Raw genomic sequence first — 15,698 nt, forward strand, 5'->3', positions numbered from 1 at the left:
GAAGATTTGGATTGATGACAGCAACAACTTTAACCAAACCCGCGTCGATTGATCTCGCTGGCCTGGACGAAGAAATTCGGCGGCACCTGCACTATACCCTCGGGTATCACGAACGGGATGTTTCGCCTCGCTACGTCTGTCGCGCGACAGCTTTGGCGGTTCGCGATCGATTGGTGGGCAGTTGGCAGCAGACGCGCGACGCGATTCGTGAAACCGATCAGCGCCGCGTCTATTATCTATCGCTTGAGTTCTTGATCGGGCGTTCGTTGAGCAACGCGATCCAGAACATCGACCTCGATGGTCCCGCTCGCGAGGCGTTGCACCAATACGGTTTGAGCCTGGAAGAGGTCGCCGAAAAGGAGCACGATGCGGGACTTGGCAACGGTGGTTTGGGCCGCTTGGCAGCTTGTTTTCTCGACAGTTGCGCCAACCTGAAATTGCCGGTCGTCGGTTACGGTATCCGTTACGAATACGGCATGTTCCACCAACACATCGAAAACGGCCGCCAAATCGAAGATCCCGATCATTGGTTGCGCGATGGCAATCCGTGGGAGATGGAGCGTCCCGACGAAGCGCAGAACGTTCATTTCTACGGCTACACCGAACACTACCGCGACGACGAGGGAACACCTCGTTGTCGTTGGGCCGGCAGCCACGACGTCGTTGCCGTTCCCTATGACATGCCGATCCCGGGCTATCGCAACAAGACCGTCAACACGCTGCGGTTGTGGAAAGCGGCGGCGACCGACGCTTTCGATCTGGAAGAGTTCAATTCGGGCAGTTACCCCGAAGCTGTCGCGTCGAAAAACATGGCCGAACAGATTTCGATGGTCCTGTATCCCAACGATGCTAGCGAAAACGGGAAGGAGTTGCGTCTGAAGCAGCAATACTTCCTGGTCTCTGCCAGCTTGCAAGATATCGTCAAGGATTGGGTCGAAAAGCACGGCGATGACTTCACCGACTTTGGCAAGAAGAATTGCTTCCAATTAAACGACACGCACCCCGCGTGTGCCGTCGCCGAATTGATGCGGATCTTGTTGGATCAGTATCAGATGGAATGGCAGCAGGCTTGGGAAATCACCACGCAGTGCATGGCATACACCAACCACACGCTGTTGCCCGAGGCGTTGGAGCGTTGGTCGGTGTCGCTGTTCAGCCGTTTGCTGCCGCGATTGTTGGACATCATCTATGAGATCAACCATCGCTTCCTGGCTGAAGTCTCCAAGAAATGGCCGGGCGATGTGGCGCGTCAACGCCGCATGTCGTTGGTCGAAGAGGGAGAGAATCCTCACATCCGGATGGCACATCTGGCGATCGTCGGCAGCTTCTCGGTCAACGGCGTTGCTGGTTTGCACACCGAACTGTTGAAGAGCGGTCTGTTCCAGGACTTCTATGAACTGTGGCCGAAGAAGTTCAATAACAAGACGAATGGTGTGACCCAGCGTCGTTGGTTGGCGCACTGCAATCCAGGGCTTCGCGATCTGTTGAACGAAACGATTGGCGAGGGCTGGCAGACCGATCTGAGCCAGATCGAACGGCTGCGTCCGTTTGCCGAAGACGCTGCGTTTCGCAAGCGTTGGGCAGAGGTCAAACTGCAAAACAAGCGTCGCTTGATCGAATACGTTCGCCAGACAACGGGGATCGAATTCCAAGAAGCTGCGTTGTTCGACGTGCAGGTCAAACGGATTCACGAGTACAAGCGTCAGCTGTTGAATCTGCTGCACGTGTTGAATCTGTACGACCGGATCCAACGTGGCGACACCGCCGGGATGGTTCCGCGTTGCGTGCTGATCGGTGGCAAAGCGGCTCCCGGATATCACGTTGCCAAGATGATCGTCAACTTGATCAACAACGTCGCCAGCGTGATCAACGCCGATGAAAAAGCGAACGACCTGTTGAAGCTGGTCTTCCTGCCGAACTACCGCGTTTCAGCGATGGAAGTGATCTGCCCGGCGACCGAACTGTCCGAACAGATTTCGACCGCGGGTAAAGAGGCGTCGGGTACCGGCAACATGAAGTTCATGATGAACGGTGCTCTGACGATCGGAACGCTCGACGGTGCGAATATCGAGATTCGCGAACAGGCCGGCGATGACAATTTCTTCCTGTTCGGACTCGATGCGGCAGAAGTTGCAGAGACCAAAAAGGCTTACGATCCCAACAAGATTATCGCCGGCGACGAAGAGATCCAACGGATCATGGCGATGATCGAAGGTGGTCGGTTCGACGCCGGGAATCCTGGCACGTTTAACATCTTGACCGCCGGGCTCCGCAATCCTTACGACCCGTGGCTGACGATCGCCGATCTTCGCGATTACATCGACACGCAACGCAAGGTCGATGCGGCGTACCAAGATCAAGAGGGTTGGAACCGGATGAGCATCTTGAACACAGCCAACAGCGGCTGGTTCTCGAGCGATCGCACGATCCAACAATACGCCGACGAGATCTGGCAAGCCAAGCCGTTGGGCTAGGTTGCCGCATCCTGCTCCGGCTGAGGCAACTCAGCCGGATCGAGCTGTCGGTCGGTGGCGAAAAACAGCCAATCGGTTTGCCAATGGTCAACCAGAGCGTTGAAAGTCTTCACCGGTTCGACATGCACGCTTTCAAAGGTTTCTCGCAGCGCTACCGAAAACTGGCTGCTCTGGGCATACGACCAGACAGCCAGCACGCCATGTTCGGCCAGATGGGCTTTGGCCGCCAACAGCCCATCGCGAGTGTAGAAGCCGTTTTCCTCTTCTCCCAGTTGATCGCTGGGGGAATGGTCGACATCGATCACGATCAGGTCGTATCGATCCGTTGGCGATTCCGTCAGCCGCTGATAGACATCCCCCGCGATGATCTTCAACTGTTCCGCTGCGTTTAATTCGCTCGATAGCGGCACCAAACCCTGCCGCAGCCAATCGACAACTTGCGGAAGGTATTCGATCACGTCGACCGATGCGACGTTCTCATGCTTCAGCAGTTCTTGTGCTGTGTAGCCCAGCCCCAGTCCGCCGACCAAGGTTTTCAAATTGGGGCCGCCATGGATCTCGACAGCTCGGTTGGAGATCTGACGCTCCGAATCGGTGTTCAGGCTGCTCATCAGGAACTCGTGATTCAGCGTCACCTCGGTGACGATCGTCCCGGGTTGGGAGAGCAGTTCGCGGCGACGCAGGCAGAGCGGCCCCAGCGGCGAATCTTCGTAGGCCAAGATTTCAAAGTTGGGACGTTCCACGATCGGATTCCTTGTCGGTGTCGGCAGAGGCCGCAACGCCGATGCAAACGATGAGAGTCATTTACCCGTGCCGCAGACAATCGCCGCGGGGGATTAGGTTGTTTCGAGCCTCGCATTGTAGCGAGATCGCCCGGGACGTGTGCAAAACCTCGGCTACCAATGCTCCCGAAGCTCAGACACTGATTCGCCCTGGAACCCGGCCGGAATTCTGGTGCGAGGTGGACTAGAATAGCGGATCGTCCCCAACGATCCGTTTGTTCTTTTTGAGAGTTGCGATTTGATGCGTTTGCCCATTCTGTTTGCCGTCGCTTGGCTGAGCTGCGCGACGCTGGCTGCTTCCGCTGCCGAGCGTCCCAATGTTTTATTGATCTGCGTCGACGATCTGCGACCCGAATTGAACTGCTTTGGGAAGTCGTACATTCGATCGCCGAATATCGACGCCCTGGCGGCTCGCGGCCGGATCTTCGAACGCCATTATGTTCAAGCCCCGACGTGCGGAGCGTCGCGGTTTGCGATGCTGACCGGGCGGTATGGTCCCAGCGATAACGGGGCGCTGTTTAAGCGAGCCGCTCAGATCGCGAAAAATGCCGACTCGGTATCCGCCAGCATGCCGGCATGGTTTCGGCAAAACGGATATACGACGGTTTCGGTCGGCAAGGTCTCGCATCATCCCGGTGGACGAGGCGGACCCGACTGGGATCGAGAGGATCAACTGGAGATGCCCCATTCCTGGGACCGGCATCTGTTGCCCGCCGGACCGTGGCAGCATCCACGCGGCGCGATGCATGGTTTGGCTCATGGCGAGATCCGGCACGATCCTTCCAAGATGGATCTGTTTCAATCGAGCGAAGGAGACGATTCGATCTATCCCGATGGCTTGATCACCGATGAAGCGCTGCGTCAGTTGGATCGATTGAGCGGCGACGACGGCGAGCAGCCATTCTTTTTAGCCGTTGGTATCATCCGACCGCATCTGCCCTTTGGGGCTCCTGCAAAATACATGCAGCCCTATCGCGATCTCACCCTGCCGCCGATCCCTCATCCGGAGAAGCCGTCGGGAAAGACGACGTGGCACCGATCGGGAGAGTTCATGCGGTATAACCATTGGGGCAAGGATCCCAATCACGATGCCGAATTTGCGACCGCCGTGCGGAAGCATTACGCAGCGTGTGTCACGTACGCCGACGCTCAGGTTGGCAAGCTCGTCGAGCGATTGAATCAGCTGGGACAACAGGACAACACGATCATCGTGTTATGGGGCGACCACGGCTGGCATTTGGGAGAGCACGGGATCTGGGGGAAGCACGCGTTGTTTGAAGAGTCGTTGCGATCGCCGTTGGTGATCTGCCATCCCGGTCTGCCCGATCCTGGCGTGGCAACGCGGTCGATCGTCGAAAGCGTCGACATCTTTCCGACTCTATGCAGTCTGAGCGGTCTGCCGCAGCCCGATTTTGTCGACGGAGTTTCCTTGACGCCGATTCTCCAATCGGCAGATGCCGCCGGGCATCCAGCGGTCTCGTACGCCAAGGCTCAAACGCTTCGCACCGACACGCACCGCTTGATCGTCCATCGCGATGGCTACGTCGAACTGTACGATCATCGCGGCGAGGATGGTGAGACGACAAACATCGCCGAGAAACACCCCGAGCTGGTCGAAGCGATGCTGCAGCAGTTGCGTCAGCGGATGGAAGGCTGATCGTACGGGCGGCCTGCCCGTTGGCAATTTTCCTGTACGGCTGGCGAAGGATTGCAAAACGACGTCGTTGCAAGGGACGACGATCGGGACCAGGAGGGTTGAACTGACCACGCCAAACACGATCGAGATCGCCTGTGGGAATCAGCCCCTGTGCTTAAGTGCTCGTTTCAAGCGTCAGGGGGAAGTGGCCAACCAAGGACGTCATGCTGGTCAACATGATTGCGGTAAAACGCGATCGGCCAGCGGATCGAAGGCTGGCCTATTCATCGATCGGTTCGATGGATGGGGCCAGCAGTGGATTGGTGCGAGCGACTGCGTCGTCGGCCAGCCGCACACGGTAGGAACTCTTCGTTGGGTCTGGATAGGGGTAATCGGTGCTGACAAAATGCGCACCGCTGGAAAACGCTTTCTCCGCTCGGCTGTAATCGTTATCGCGCGCCTCGCGGGTGTCCGCATCGGCTCGTGTTCGCACCAAGCATCCCGATCGAACCGCAGCCTGGATTTCATCGAACTGGCGGATGGGATTGTTCAGCTTGCGAAAAACGCTATCGGGATGGTCGGGGCCCAGATCGACAAACATTACGCGGCCGACGAGGTTGGGATGGTCTGCCATGTAGTCGCGTGTCAGCCGACCGCCGTTGTCCATCGCAAACACGATTTTGCCTCGACAATCATCCAACGTCGGCCAACCGTCGGCCGATATCGCGGCTCGCAGGTTGGGGTGATCGCCGCGGATGGTGTCGGGAGTCACGAGGTGGGTGTTGGGGAAAATGCTGCGGATTTCTTGATCGACAGCGTCCAGGGCGACGGAATCAAAAGGAAGCGGTTGGGTTAGCAAGGGCGTCGGTCGATCTTGTTTCAATTCCAACAAGACCATGATCGGAACGTGACGCGGGTGCTCGTCGGACCAAGTTTTGAGTGTTTCCATCGCGAGGGTGAAGGTCGGTACGCTGGAGGCAAAGTCGACGTCTTGAACGTGTAGGACTTTTAAACCGGGCTGTTTCATCGCGCCGGATGGATCGTATGGAGCGATGTTTTCAGCATCGGCAATCGCGGCGAGGGCAAGTCCACGCGGCGAGGCAAAGAGCCCTCCCTTGGGATCATTAAAAAGGTCCAGTTCGATCTGCCGGATGCCGAAGTCCGAAAACTGTTCAGGCAACGGACGGTGGCTATACTCCAGCGTTTGGGCAACCTCCGGTGCGGTTGTTTTGATCAACGTCAGCAGCGCGGGATGTGGCTGTTGGCGATAGGAGTTATGGGTGCCGATCACTTGGATTTGATTCATCCGCAATTCGTCCGCCAACACGTCGACGGGACGGTTGGCAAACAAACATGCTGTGACCAAAACAAATCGATTGAACCGTGAGAACATTGGGCTCTTTGCCATGAAGGTGTTCCGAACGCAGTGTTACTTTTCGACAATAAACTCAAAGGTGTTGGGGGATCCCGCGGTGACTTCCGCAGTCAGTAGAGGCGAGGCTGGCTTGCCATACTTGCCCTTTAACTGATCCTTCCCAACAGGTTCCGATTCGCTGGACAGTGAGAGTCTGCCCGCTTTGACCTTCGCTTGCCAAACAACGGTAACGCCATATTTTCCCGGCTCGGCCCCATCGTCCTTCTGGAACGTGGTCAAGGTGAATTTACCTTGATCGTCGCAGGTGGCAACCGGTTTGGGATCGTTGATGCGTTCGCTTTCTTGCGGATGAAATACAACTAAGGCTCCATCACAAGGCGTCCCGCTGTCGGTTCGCACCGTGCCCGAAGCGACCGTTGTCGTCACGTCGTCTCCGCAGCCGGCCAGGACCAGCGTCCCGGCGGCTAAAGCACAACAAAAAATTATTCTTGCCATGGGGAAACCTCCGCATCCGTATACCCGCTGCCGTTGGCGGTTATCAAAGCCGCGTAGACTTGGGCAGAAGTGGTTTCGGAAATAAAGCGGACCGACCCGTCGGAGAAACCGTGGTTCGCTCCGCCAGGATGGAAGGAGTAGGTTTCGTTGTTGTTGTGGCAGTTGATGACGCAGTTGCCCGGCGAGGAATCGGTACCGGAAATCGCTCCGTCGAGCCCGTAGTCATTTTCGTGATGTGCCCAGCCACCGTCGGATCGCGTGACGCCCTGCGACTTGCCATTGATGTAGAAGTCGGGACGTCCAGCGCTCTCGCACAACAAGATCGTATTCGAGGTGCCGTCGACAAAACCAATCTTGTTTGCTTGAGAGTTGGACTCTCCAAGGATGGGCGTGCTGCCAGGGCCCTTTAGGCTTGGTTTCATCGCGCTGAACAGATCCGATTGGCTGAGGCCACTGGGGTATCCAAAGAATGTGATCGAGCCGGGGTTGATCGAGCTGTTGGTGGCGTAATCGGTAACCGCCATGTCGGTGAAGGGAAAGTCGACGCTGAAATTAAACTTACCACTGCACCGCCGCTCGCTGCCACCAGGCGTCGAAGGGCAGATGAACGAAGAGACGACCTGTTGCGTGACTGCTAGGTTGTCGGGAGTTCCGGGGACGGAGCTGGGAGATGAAAACCACGGGAATCTCAAATCGTATCGTTCGTAGAGTGCGTTCTGTTCGATGTAGGGCAAGAACTGAGGAGCCCATGAGTGAACGATGCCTGGGTAGGGATAGCCCGGCTGTCCGCTGGCACCTGGTGCGGATCCCAGTTCCACGATCAAGCTGGCTGGGACAAGCCCGTAGGTGCTTTCATGGTTCAGTGCTGCCAGGCCCAGTTGTTTTAAATTGTTGGGACATTGCATGCGTCTGGCGGCTTCGCGCGCCGCTTGAACCGCGGGCAACAGCAGTCCAACCAAGATGCCGATGATGGCGATCACGACCAACAATTCAACTAACGTAAACCCGAGGCGGCCGTTGGTTCGCCGAATTCGGCATGGTTCAGTAAACATGGTTTGCTCCTTTGACAAATTCTTACGCGTCGAGAATTGTTTCACGACGGCAAGCGATCCTATCAACGAGCGTGATAAATTCCGTGAAGGAGAGCGAAAGAGTGAGTGATCAAAATATTAAGTTGCCCACGCTTGATTGCGATTCAGCGTCCTTTCAGTGGAGATCCAGTTTGGTCCAGGTGGGTAGCTATGCATCGGTGGATTCGACAACGGAACAGACCCTTCCGTTATGGCTCGTTTGGGGCGGGGCGTGCGGCGTCGCATCGGCCAGCGACCGCTGGTGGGAGTCGATCGAAGAGGGACCCGTTGGGATCTTTGGGCGATCGCACGCTGATCTCAGGATCGATATGTATTCCCGAGAATCAAACCCGCCAATTCACAAATCCCGAGCATCGAATGTGGGATCAGGAGATTGTTCTCACGTCTGTTGGCCCTCGGTGGAGAGGTGGCCTGCGGCGAGAGAGCCGCCTGTTTTTCAGGCGGTGGATGCGGCGTCAAACCGCTGACTCGCGAGGCCAGCCGCGGTATTTTGCGGGCGAGTCAACTAGCGCGCCAGGTTCAGCAATTCGTCCAACAGTTCTTGAGTCGAAGTGATCACCCGCGTGTTGCCCCGGTACTGCGTTCCGGCGAGTACGAGGTCGACGAGGTCGGCACCCATGTCGGTGTTGGACAATTCCAACGCACCGGCGCGGATCGCTCCGATACCGTTTTCGCCCGGACCACCTTGAACCGGCAGGCCGGTGTTGATGCCTTGGGCGTAAAGGTTCTGGCCGCGTGCGTCCAGGCCTGCGGGGTTGGCGAAACGGGCCAATTGAATCTGACCCAGATCGCGCGTCACGCCGTTGCTGAATACGCCGCGGACGATGCCGTCTTCGCCGATTACATAACTGGTCAACACGCCCGGTGCCGAACCGTCTTGGCGGGTCGCGGCCAGCGAAGCCGTATCGGTTGCGAGGCCCGACACCGAAGTGAAGTCGAGATCGAATTGCAACGGAGAAACACTCGGGGAACCGCTCCGGTTGATATTCACCGTGTTGTTCGAAGCCGAGATGAAGTTACCGTTGCCGTCGAAACGGATCAGACCGGTGCCGACCGAGATGCCGCTGCTGGTGGTCGATTGGTTTTCCGAGCTGTCAGCGTACCATCGATAGACCGTCTGTTCGTCGGTCCGCTCTTCCAGCGTGGTTGTAACCCGCAGGTCCAGCGGGTTGCCGAGCGAATCGTAGACGACTAGGTCCGCGACCGCACTGGTTCCTTCCGCTTCTTGGATCGTACCAAACGCGAGGTTCGGAACTGTCACGTTCCCGAGATCGTCTTCGATCCGGAACGATGTCAGGTCGATATCCAAGGCATTGAGTTCTCCGGTGTTGCTGACAAACCGAATCGCTCCGTCTTGAATGTAACCACCAGGGATCAATGTTCCCGTTTCGCCAGGAATGTTGTTTTCCGATCCGGGAATTGGGTTCTGCGAATCGACTTGAAGGGTTTGGATGCCGGACGCCGCTTCGACAAAATCGATCAGGTCTTGAACCGTGGAGGTCGCCGTGATCTCCAGCTCTTGGGTTCCCAGCAAACGATCCCCTTTTTCACCCTGGTAGGACATCGTCCCCACGGTGAAGACAGGTGAATAATTGAGTCCGTCCCGTTTCAGGACGTTGGTCAGCAGCGTGTTGCTGTTGATCGTGGGACCGTCGAGGTCCAACAGTTTGTTCCCCGCGACATTGAGATCGGCGATCTCGGCGTCGGACCTACTGTCGGTGTAGGTGTCGTATGGCGAGACGGAATCGACGAGATAAAAGTTGTTTTGATCGTTGGCGAGGTTGCGGTAGATGCGGATCTCATCGTATTCCGGGAAACCGCCGCCTGTTGGCGGAGTTGGTGGGATCGGAAAGTTGTCGAGTGTGATTCGCCCGTCGACGACGTTCTGTGGCCCGATCAGAACGCTGGGAATACTCTCGGTCGAACCCGATTTGTGGTACGTCACCATGTAGGTGTAGTTACCGCTGAGCGTGTCGGTGTTCAGTTCGGTTGCCGACAGCGGAGTCGTGCCGTCGTCGATATAAGTGGCGCCGGTGGCTGCCGTGTCCAGCTGGAAGAACTCGGTTCCTCCGGCATCGGTGCGATAGATGTTCACCGAGGTGTATTCGGGCGATGGCGATGCTGGCAGATTCCCCAGCGTGATCTGTTGGCCGGTCGCCGCGTTGACCGAGACTGCGGCGCTAGGGACCGTTTCGCGCCCCGCGTTATCGACGTAGGTGAAGCGATACTGATAATTGCCCGCCGCCAATGCACCACCTCCCGCAACTGCTGTTGTGACGCCAGTCGACGCGGGGACCGGCGACGTTCCAATTTCGATGTCGCCGCCATCGGGACGTGGGACTGCGGCGTCCCCGAGGATTGCGCTTTGGATGACCTGAGAGACGTCGGCGACTTCGCCTTGAGGCGTCAACGTTCCTTCGAAGGTGACTTCGGTTGTCGATTTCGCAACGCTTTCACTTCCCAGCGGAATCGTGATCGGTTTCAGCTGTGTCTCTTCGATCCGGAAAGATTCGTCGGCGCCGAACCCAAGCAACCGCTGCCCTGTGGCGGTGGTCAGTTGGTTTTCGCTGTTGAGCTTAAAGATACCGTTCCGCGTGAAGAGATTCTCGCCCTGAGAACTTTCCACGATGAAGAATCCTTCGCCCTGAATTGCCAGGTGCGATGGGGTGGAACTGATTTCGATCGTTCCCTGCGTGAAGTCGGATGTGATTTCCGCGACCTGCACACCGAGACCGACCTGGCGTGGGTTGGTGCCGCCGTTTTCAGCGGTCGGCGCAGCACCTAGCGATTGGGTCTGCAAAAACTGCGTCGCAAAGACAGCGGTCGAGGCTTTGAACCCAACCGTCTGCGCATTAGCCAAGTTATTGCCGATTACGTCGATCTGAGTTTCAGCGGCGCTGAGGCCCGTCAATGCCGTGCTGAGTGCAGATGCCAGTCCCATGCTCTTTCCCTAATTGCGATCTTATCGTCGCGGGAGAGTATGCTAGCTGGCTAGCCTTCGACGATCTCCCGGATGTTACTCACTTGTATCGTCTTTTCACCAACATGAACTTTGACATTCCGGGAATCTCCGCCGTCACTATCGGTTTCAACGGAAACCCGATCGATCTTTCCCGTGATCTCTTCGGAGTCGTCGCTAAGTCCGGAGACCTCGCGGCCGATCAGGTTGCTAGCGGTCGTCAGCTGCTGGCTGAGGGAGAGATTACCCAGCGTTTCGGTCAGATCGTTGGTCGCACCGATCTCGCGAATCTGACCGATCTGTTGCAGCATTTCCGCGTTTTCCATCGGATTCAGCGGATCTTGGTTCTGCATTTCCGTGATCAGCAACGTCAAGAAGTCGTCGAGATTCAGGTCGTTGAGTCCACTCTCGGCAGCGTCCGCCGAACTGCTAGCGGATGAGGTAGCACCTGTTGCAGCAATTTGTGACATCCGACATTCCTGGGGGCGATTGGAGAATAAAAAACTTGGTTCCCGGCGATGATACGCCGCCGATCGCTTCGGCCACCATCGCAGTTTCTCCTTCGACGAACCCTCAATGGCTACCGCGTGAACTCCGGCCGCGGCAGCTGAGGATCGCTAGGCGACAAGATCCAGTTGTTCAGTCGACGATCCTGCCGAGCTGCCGATCTCCCGCGACAACTCGCTTGAGCCAATCGGTTCGGGCATCGCTGGCCGCGGCGGTGCGGCGAAGTTTTGGAACGTTTCTCGCTGTTCCTGTTGGCCGCCGTGCGACGTCCCCATCTCGCTCTCCATGCCGATTTCGATCGATTCGATCTGAAATCCCTGTTCGGCCAGCCGGTTTTTGAGGTCGTGTAGATTCTCTCGCAACGCGTGCGAGGCGGCTTCCGATTCGGTCACGATCCGCGCGTTGATCTTCCGTCCCGATACGTTGACGTCGATCCCAACCGATCCGAGTCGCGGCGGGTGCAGGCGGATCTTCAGGCTGCCGCCATCGGTCCCCAGTTGCTGAAAGGCTCGCGAGACGCGTTGCAGCAACTTCGCTCGATCGACTTGATCCAATGGATTTGTCTCGGTCGACTTGGCTTTGGCGGCTGCCGCAGTCGTTGCATTCCCCGCCGTTTCGATCTTTGCCGAACCGATGGTTGGTGCGGCGTCGGGCAGTAGCGTCGCACCCGATCGAGCGGCGGCTTCGGTCTGTTTTGCCGCGGCGAGGGGAATCGATGTGGCAGCCGATTGGCTAGCTGGTTCCGCTTCGGGCTCGGGTTGCGACAGCGCTGCGGTTGGATCGACCGATGGCAGGTCGACCGGAAGCTCTTCGGCGACAGCCAGTTCCGCCGGCGCGACGATCGCTGGCGACGTGCCTTCAGCTGGTCGCTGAGTCGAAGCCGGCTGCACCGAATCAGCTGGCGGCTGGGTTCCGTTGGGCAGCCCGACGATCCGTTCTTCGCCTGCATCCTTGCTGAATCGCCGTTTCGATTTCTGCGATCCCGGCTCCACGTCGCTGCGGGCGATCGCTGGTTCCAGTTCTTCTGCCGCCGTTTTGGCGACCGCTGGATCCTCTGGTTCTACGTTGGGATCGGCTTCTGAAACCGGGGCGACAGCCGCCACCTGACCAGCCTGCGGATCGGCGACGTCGGAAACCGGTTCCGCGACAAGTTCGGATGTCGTGTCGGTTTCGGCCAGCGAATCCTCGAACCCTTCGGGCTGCTCGGTCGCTTCGACGTTTTCGATCGGATTGTCCAGCGGTGTCGATTCGGCGGTCTCCGACGAATTTGCATCGACAGCCAAATCAGCTTCCGTTGCCGCATTGTTCTCGCCGGCGCTGTCGGTTGCTGTACCAGCAGCTACGTTTTCGTTAGCTTCCGCATCGAGCTCTTCGCCGTTGGGCGTGGCCGATGCTGGCTGTTGATCCGGATCGGCGAGTCCTGCTTCGGTGGCGATCGGTTCTTCGATCGAAGCGTCCAGGGGATCGGATGATTGCGCGATCGGTGTCGCGGCGGTTTGTCCGGCGGCCGCGGAATCGTACGACTCGTCGTCGTCGCGATCTTCCGAATCGGGTTTGTTTGCCGTTTTGGAGGCCGACGGTTCTTCGGCCTTGGGCTGCTCGCGCGTCGCCGGAGCGGCTTCAAAGATTTGGGCAAAGCCGCTGGTCAGATCGGTCGGATCCAACTGCAATTGCAACGAAGCATTATTGCCTCGGCGAATTGCGTTGATCGAGTTGAGCGAAATCGAGTCGCCCATCGCGTGACCTCCCCACTCGACCCGAGTTCGCCTCGGGGCGGACATGAGGTCCGGCCAGAAGATCGCTACTCGTCGCGAGCCTTATCGATGACTGTCTTTTCAGGTTCGCCTGCACCGATGTGGTTCAGGATCTGTTGCAGTTTGTCCGCTTCTTCGGGCGAGACAAACTCCCTTAAGATCTTCTTTCGTTTATCAGCCTGCATGGCTTTAACGATTGCAACGACGTCGTTAAGGTCACCCCCATCTAACATTCGGATCAATTGATCCTTGCTAGTCGCCGGCGGCAACGACTCCAACGTCGACCGCAGCGACTTCATCGCTTCCTCTTGGACGCCTTGGGAGAGTTCGGCCAGTTTGCGGTAGAAAGCGTCTTTTCGCGTGTCGAATCGCGATTCCTTTGATCGCAACCGCTCCTGAATCACCTGCAATTGGTTGTAATAGTTCTCTTGGGCGCGGCGCCGCAGATCCATCTCCAACCCATCGCGAGCCCGTTCGTCCAAGACTTCTTCGAAGCTGGGGATCGGTTCGGTTTTGGCCGCGCGAATGCTATCGGCGACCCGATCGCCCGAGATGTCGATGCCGTTCATCAGCCCCACGATCTTGGTGGTGCTGGCGGCGTTCAGATTGCCGCGGACCGCGAGAACCCCGACGACCAACAGCTGAGTCAGCACGGTGGCGACGCAAAACGCAGCGATTCCTTTGGTTAACATCGATTAAGTCCCACGTAAGCTATGTTCCGCCGACTGGTGCAGCACGGCGGCGACTTCGTCCATTTCGGCTTGCAGCCTCGCTTGTTCTGTGTCGCGGTAGGTCTGCAACGCGCGATCGCGCAGCTTTTCGATCCGTTTGACTTCTTGATCGGCTGTCTGCAGGATCAGTTCCCGTTTTCGCAGTTCGACGTTGACCTGGCCGACCTGCTGCTGAAGTGTAGCTTTTTCTTGCTCGACAAGAATTTCATGGCGTCCCTGAGCCAACAATTGGTCGACGCTGATCTGCCCCTGTAAATAGGTGCCGCGCTGGGTCTTCAGGTTTTCCAGTTCGCTGCTTTTGTCGGCGATCTGAGTTTCCAGGATTCCCAACGCCTGAGTCGCGTCGGCGACGCCCCGCCGCGCCGCATCGCGCTCGCTGCAACGCAGGCTCAACAGCGAGGCGAGTCGAAATTTGAATCCTTTCATCGCCAGGTCATCCTTGTTTGCGTTGGTTTGGGAATCGGCAAATCCGCTGCCGAGCTGTGGTTATCGTTTGGGAAACGCTGTGCGATTTAGCCCGCAAGCGTTTGCATCGCCTTCATGGTGATCGCCAATGGCGAGACCTCGTTCGATTTTTGCGTCAGGAATTGCTTCAACATCGGCTGCATCTCGATCGTCTTGTCGAGCTCGGGATTGGTCCCCGCGCGATAAGCTCCGATGTTGATCAGGTCTTCGTTGGTGCGGTAATTGGCCAGCCATTTGCGCAGCTGAGTCGCGGCGGCTAGCGAATTGGCCGGGATCAGTTTGGTCTGCAGACGGCTGAGGCTCTCCAAGACGTCGATCGCCGGCCAGTGCCCTTCGGAGCCAAGTTTGCGGCTGAGGAAAAAGTGGCCGTCGAGCAATCCACGCAGGTTGTCGCTGATCGGTTCGTTGTTGTCGTCACCGTCGACCAGGACGGCGTAAAACGCGGTGATCGACCCACGCTCGGTGCGACCCGATTGCTCGACCAACTTGGGCAGCGTCGAGAAGACCGACGGCGGATAGCCGCGGGTTGTTGGAGGTTCGCCGACCGCCAGACCGATCTCTCGTTGAGCGGTTGCAAAACGGGTGATCGAATCCATCAACAGGACGACGTTTTTGCCTTGGTCGCGAAGCGCTGTCGCGATCGCCGTGGCGGTCCAGGCCGCTTGGATCCGCATCGTTGCCGGTTGATCGTTGGTCGAAACGACAAGCGTGCTGCGAGCCATTCCCTTTTTGCCCAACGTGTGCTCGATGAACTCGCGGACCTCGCGTCCACGCTCGCCGATCAATCCGATCACGACAGCATCGGCTTTGGAGTTCTTGGCCAGCATGCCCATCAGGGTACTCTTGCCGCCACCGGCTCCGGCAAAGATGCCCAGCCGTTGTCCGAGCCCGCAAGTCAGCAGCCCATCAATCGAACGGATCCCCGTTTCGAAGACGGTCTCGATCGGCGGGCGATCCAAAGACGCGGGCGGTTCCATGTTGATCGAGGTGGAGGTCAGCGAAGCGGGCAGCGGGCGTCCGTCCAATGGGCGGCCCAATGCGTCGACGACGCGGCCGATCAGTCCCTCGCCCAATCGCAGGTTCACGCTGTGGCTCTGCAGTTCGACCGGATCGCCCGACGAGAGAGCTGATAATTCATCCATCACCGCCAGGATCGGCGAATCGTCGCGGAAGCCGATCACCTTGGCAGCGCCCTTTTGCCCGCTGCGGGTGTGGATCGTGCAGATCGAACCGACGGGCACGCTCAGCCCGCGGACCTCGACCCGATTGCCGACGATCGCATGGACCGACCCGACGACGCGGCCATCGATCGCATTGCGGATCGTCTGGCGGTAATCGTCGGCTTTCACCAGTTCGGGGAAGGGAGCGTTCTTCATGCGTTTTCCATTGGCTGCGGTCGCTTCCCGGGAAGGGATTGCGCGGGGACGGT

General features: G+C 58.0%; 12 protein-coding genes. 2 read left to right on the plus strand and 10 right to left on the minus strand.

What is annotated here, in order from left to right; genetic code table 11:
• The first annotated feature begins 14 nt into the window (after positions 1 to 14).
• The gene (locus CA51_RS04670; protein WP_145118236.1) at positions 15 to 2,474 is read left to right on the plus strand and encodes a glycogen/starch/alpha-glucan phosphorylase; all 2,460 of its coding nucleotides are present in this window, start codon (positions 15 to 17) and stop codon (positions 2,472 to 2,474) included.
• Here CA51_RS04670 and CA51_RS04675 read toward each other — a convergent pair.
• Positions 2,471 to 3,217, minus strand: coding sequence for a spermine/spermidine synthase domain-containing protein (locus CA51_RS04675; RefSeq protein ID WP_145118238.1), 747 nt, complete (start codon positions 3,215 to 3,217; stop codon positions 2,471 to 2,473). The two genes, CA51_RS04670 and CA51_RS04675, sit on opposite strands and share 4 nt — an antisense overlap.
• 280 nt (positions 3,218 to 3,497) lie before the next feature.
• On the opposite strand from CA51_RS04675, the gene CA51_RS04680 reads away from it, so the two are divergent.
• Positions 3,498 to 4,913, plus strand: coding sequence for a sulfatase (locus CA51_RS04680; protein ID WP_145118240.1), 1,416 nt, complete (start codon positions 3,498 to 3,500; stop codon positions 4,911 to 4,913).
• A gap of 259 nt (positions 4,914 to 5,172) precedes the next feature.
• On the opposite strand, the gene CA51_RS04685 is transcribed toward CA51_RS04680, so the two are convergent.
• From CA51_RS04685 to CA51_RS04725, 9 genes are all read right to left on the minus strand, one after another.
• Positions 5,173 to 6,300 carry a phosphatidylinositol-specific phospholipase C1-like protein gene (locus CA51_RS04685; RefSeq protein WP_145118242.1) on the minus strand — a complete coding sequence of 376 codons (1,128 nt, stop codon included), beginning with the start codon at positions 6,298 to 6,300 and terminating at the stop codon, positions 5,173 to 5,175.
• Positions 6,301 to 6,321: 21 nt separating this feature from the next.
• Positions 6,322 to 6,762 carry a hypothetical protein gene (locus CA51_RS04690; protein WP_145118244.1) on the minus strand — a complete coding sequence of 147 codons (441 nt, stop codon included), beginning with the start codon at positions 6,760 to 6,762 and terminating at the stop codon, positions 6,322 to 6,324.
• Positions 6,750 to 7,814 carry a DUF1559 family PulG-like putative transporter gene (locus CA51_RS04695; protein WP_145118246.1) on the minus strand — a complete coding sequence of 355 codons (1,065 nt, stop codon included), beginning with the start codon at positions 7,812 to 7,814 and terminating at the stop codon, positions 6,750 to 6,752. Before CA51_RS04695 ends, CA51_RS04690 begins: the two co-directional genes overlap by 13 nt.
• Positions 7,815 to 8,358: 544 nt before the next feature.
• A complete protein-coding gene (locus tag CA51_RS04700; RefSeq protein ID WP_145118248.1) occupies positions 8,359 to 10,794 on the minus strand; it encodes a flagellar hook-basal body complex protein in 2,436 nt (811 codons plus the stop codon).
• A 50-nt stretch (positions 10,795 to 10,844) separates the two neighbouring features.
• Entirely contained in the window at positions 10,845 to 11,282 is a 438-nt protein-coding gene (locus CA51_RS04705; RefSeq protein ID WP_145118250.1) for a flagellar hook assembly protein FlgD, read from the minus strand.
• A 147-nt stretch (positions 11,283 to 11,429) separates the two neighbouring features.
• Positions 11,430 to 13,055, minus strand: coding sequence for a flagellar hook-length control protein FliK (locus CA51_RS04710; protein ID WP_197451595.1), 1,626 nt, complete (start codon positions 13,053 to 13,055; stop codon positions 11,430 to 11,432).
• Positions 13,056 to 13,120: 65 nt separating this feature from the next.
• Entirely contained in the window at positions 13,121 to 13,765 is a 645-nt protein-coding gene (locus CA51_RS04715) for a hypothetical protein (RefSeq protein WP_145118254.1), read from the minus strand.
• A 3-nt stretch (positions 13,766 to 13,768) separates the two neighbouring features.
• Positions 13,769 to 14,230, minus strand: a complete 462-nt coding sequence (locus tag CA51_RS04720) for a flagellar export protein FliJ (protein WP_145118256.1) — start codon at positions 14,228 to 14,230, stop codon at positions 13,769 to 13,771.
• Positions 14,231 to 14,316: 86 nt separating this feature from the next.
• On the minus strand, positions 14,317 to 15,645 hold the full coding sequence (locus CA51_RS04725; RefSeq protein WP_145118258.1) for a FliI/YscN family ATPase: 1,329 nt from the start codon (positions 15,643 to 15,645) through the stop codon (positions 14,317 to 14,319).
• Between the last annotated feature and the right edge of the window lie 53 nt (positions 15,646 to 15,698).

It is taken from the genome of Rosistilla oblonga, from assembly GCF_007751715.1.
Taxonomy (GTDB): Bacteria; Planctomycetota; Planctomycetia; order Pirellulales; family Pirellulaceae; genus Rosistilla; species Rosistilla oblonga.

Bases quoted from the DNA above. Each gene is read 5' to 3' on its own strand.
- CA51_RS04670 (WP_145118236.1), top strand. From the start codon at position 15: ATGACAGCAACAACTTTAACCAAACCCGCGTCGATTGATCTCGCTGGC.
- CA51_RS04680 (WP_145118240.1), top strand. From the start codon at position 3,498: ATGCGTTTGCCCATTCTGTTTGCCGTCGCTTGGCTGAGCTGCGCGACG.
- CA51_RS04685 (WP_145118242.1), bottom strand. From the start codon at position 6,300: ATGGCAAAGAGCCCAATGTTCTCACGGTTCAATCGATTTGTTTTGGTC.
- CA51_RS04690 (WP_145118244.1), bottom strand. From the start codon at position 6,762: ATGGCAAGAATAATTTTTTGTTGTGCTTTAGCCGCCGGGACGCTGGTC.
- CA51_RS04695 (WP_145118246.1), bottom strand. From the start codon at position 7,814: ATGTTTACTGAACCATGCCGAATTCGGCGAACCAACGGCCGCCTCGGG.
- CA51_RS04700 (WP_145118248.1), bottom strand. From the start codon at position 10,794: ATGGGACTGGCATCTGCACTCAGCACGGCATTGACGGGCCTCAGCGCC.
- CA51_RS04705 (WP_145118250.1), bottom strand. From the start codon at position 11,282: ATGTCACAAATTGCTGCAACAGGTGCTACCTCATCCGCTAGCAGTTCG.
- CA51_RS04710 (WP_197451595.1), bottom strand. From the start codon at position 13,055: ATGGGCGACTCGATTTCGCTCAACTCGATCAACGCAATTCGCCGAGGC.
- CA51_RS04715 (WP_145118254.1), bottom strand. From the start codon at position 13,765: ATGTTAACCAAAGGAATCGCTGCGTTTTGCGTCGCCACCGTGCTGACT.
- CA51_RS04720 (WP_145118256.1), bottom strand. From the start codon at position 14,230: ATGAAAGGATTCAAATTTCGACTCGCCTCGCTGTTGAGCCTGCGTTGC.
- CA51_RS04725 (WP_145118258.1), bottom strand. From the start codon at position 15,645: ATGAAGAACGCTCCCTTCCCCGAACTGGTGAAAGCCGACGATTACCGC.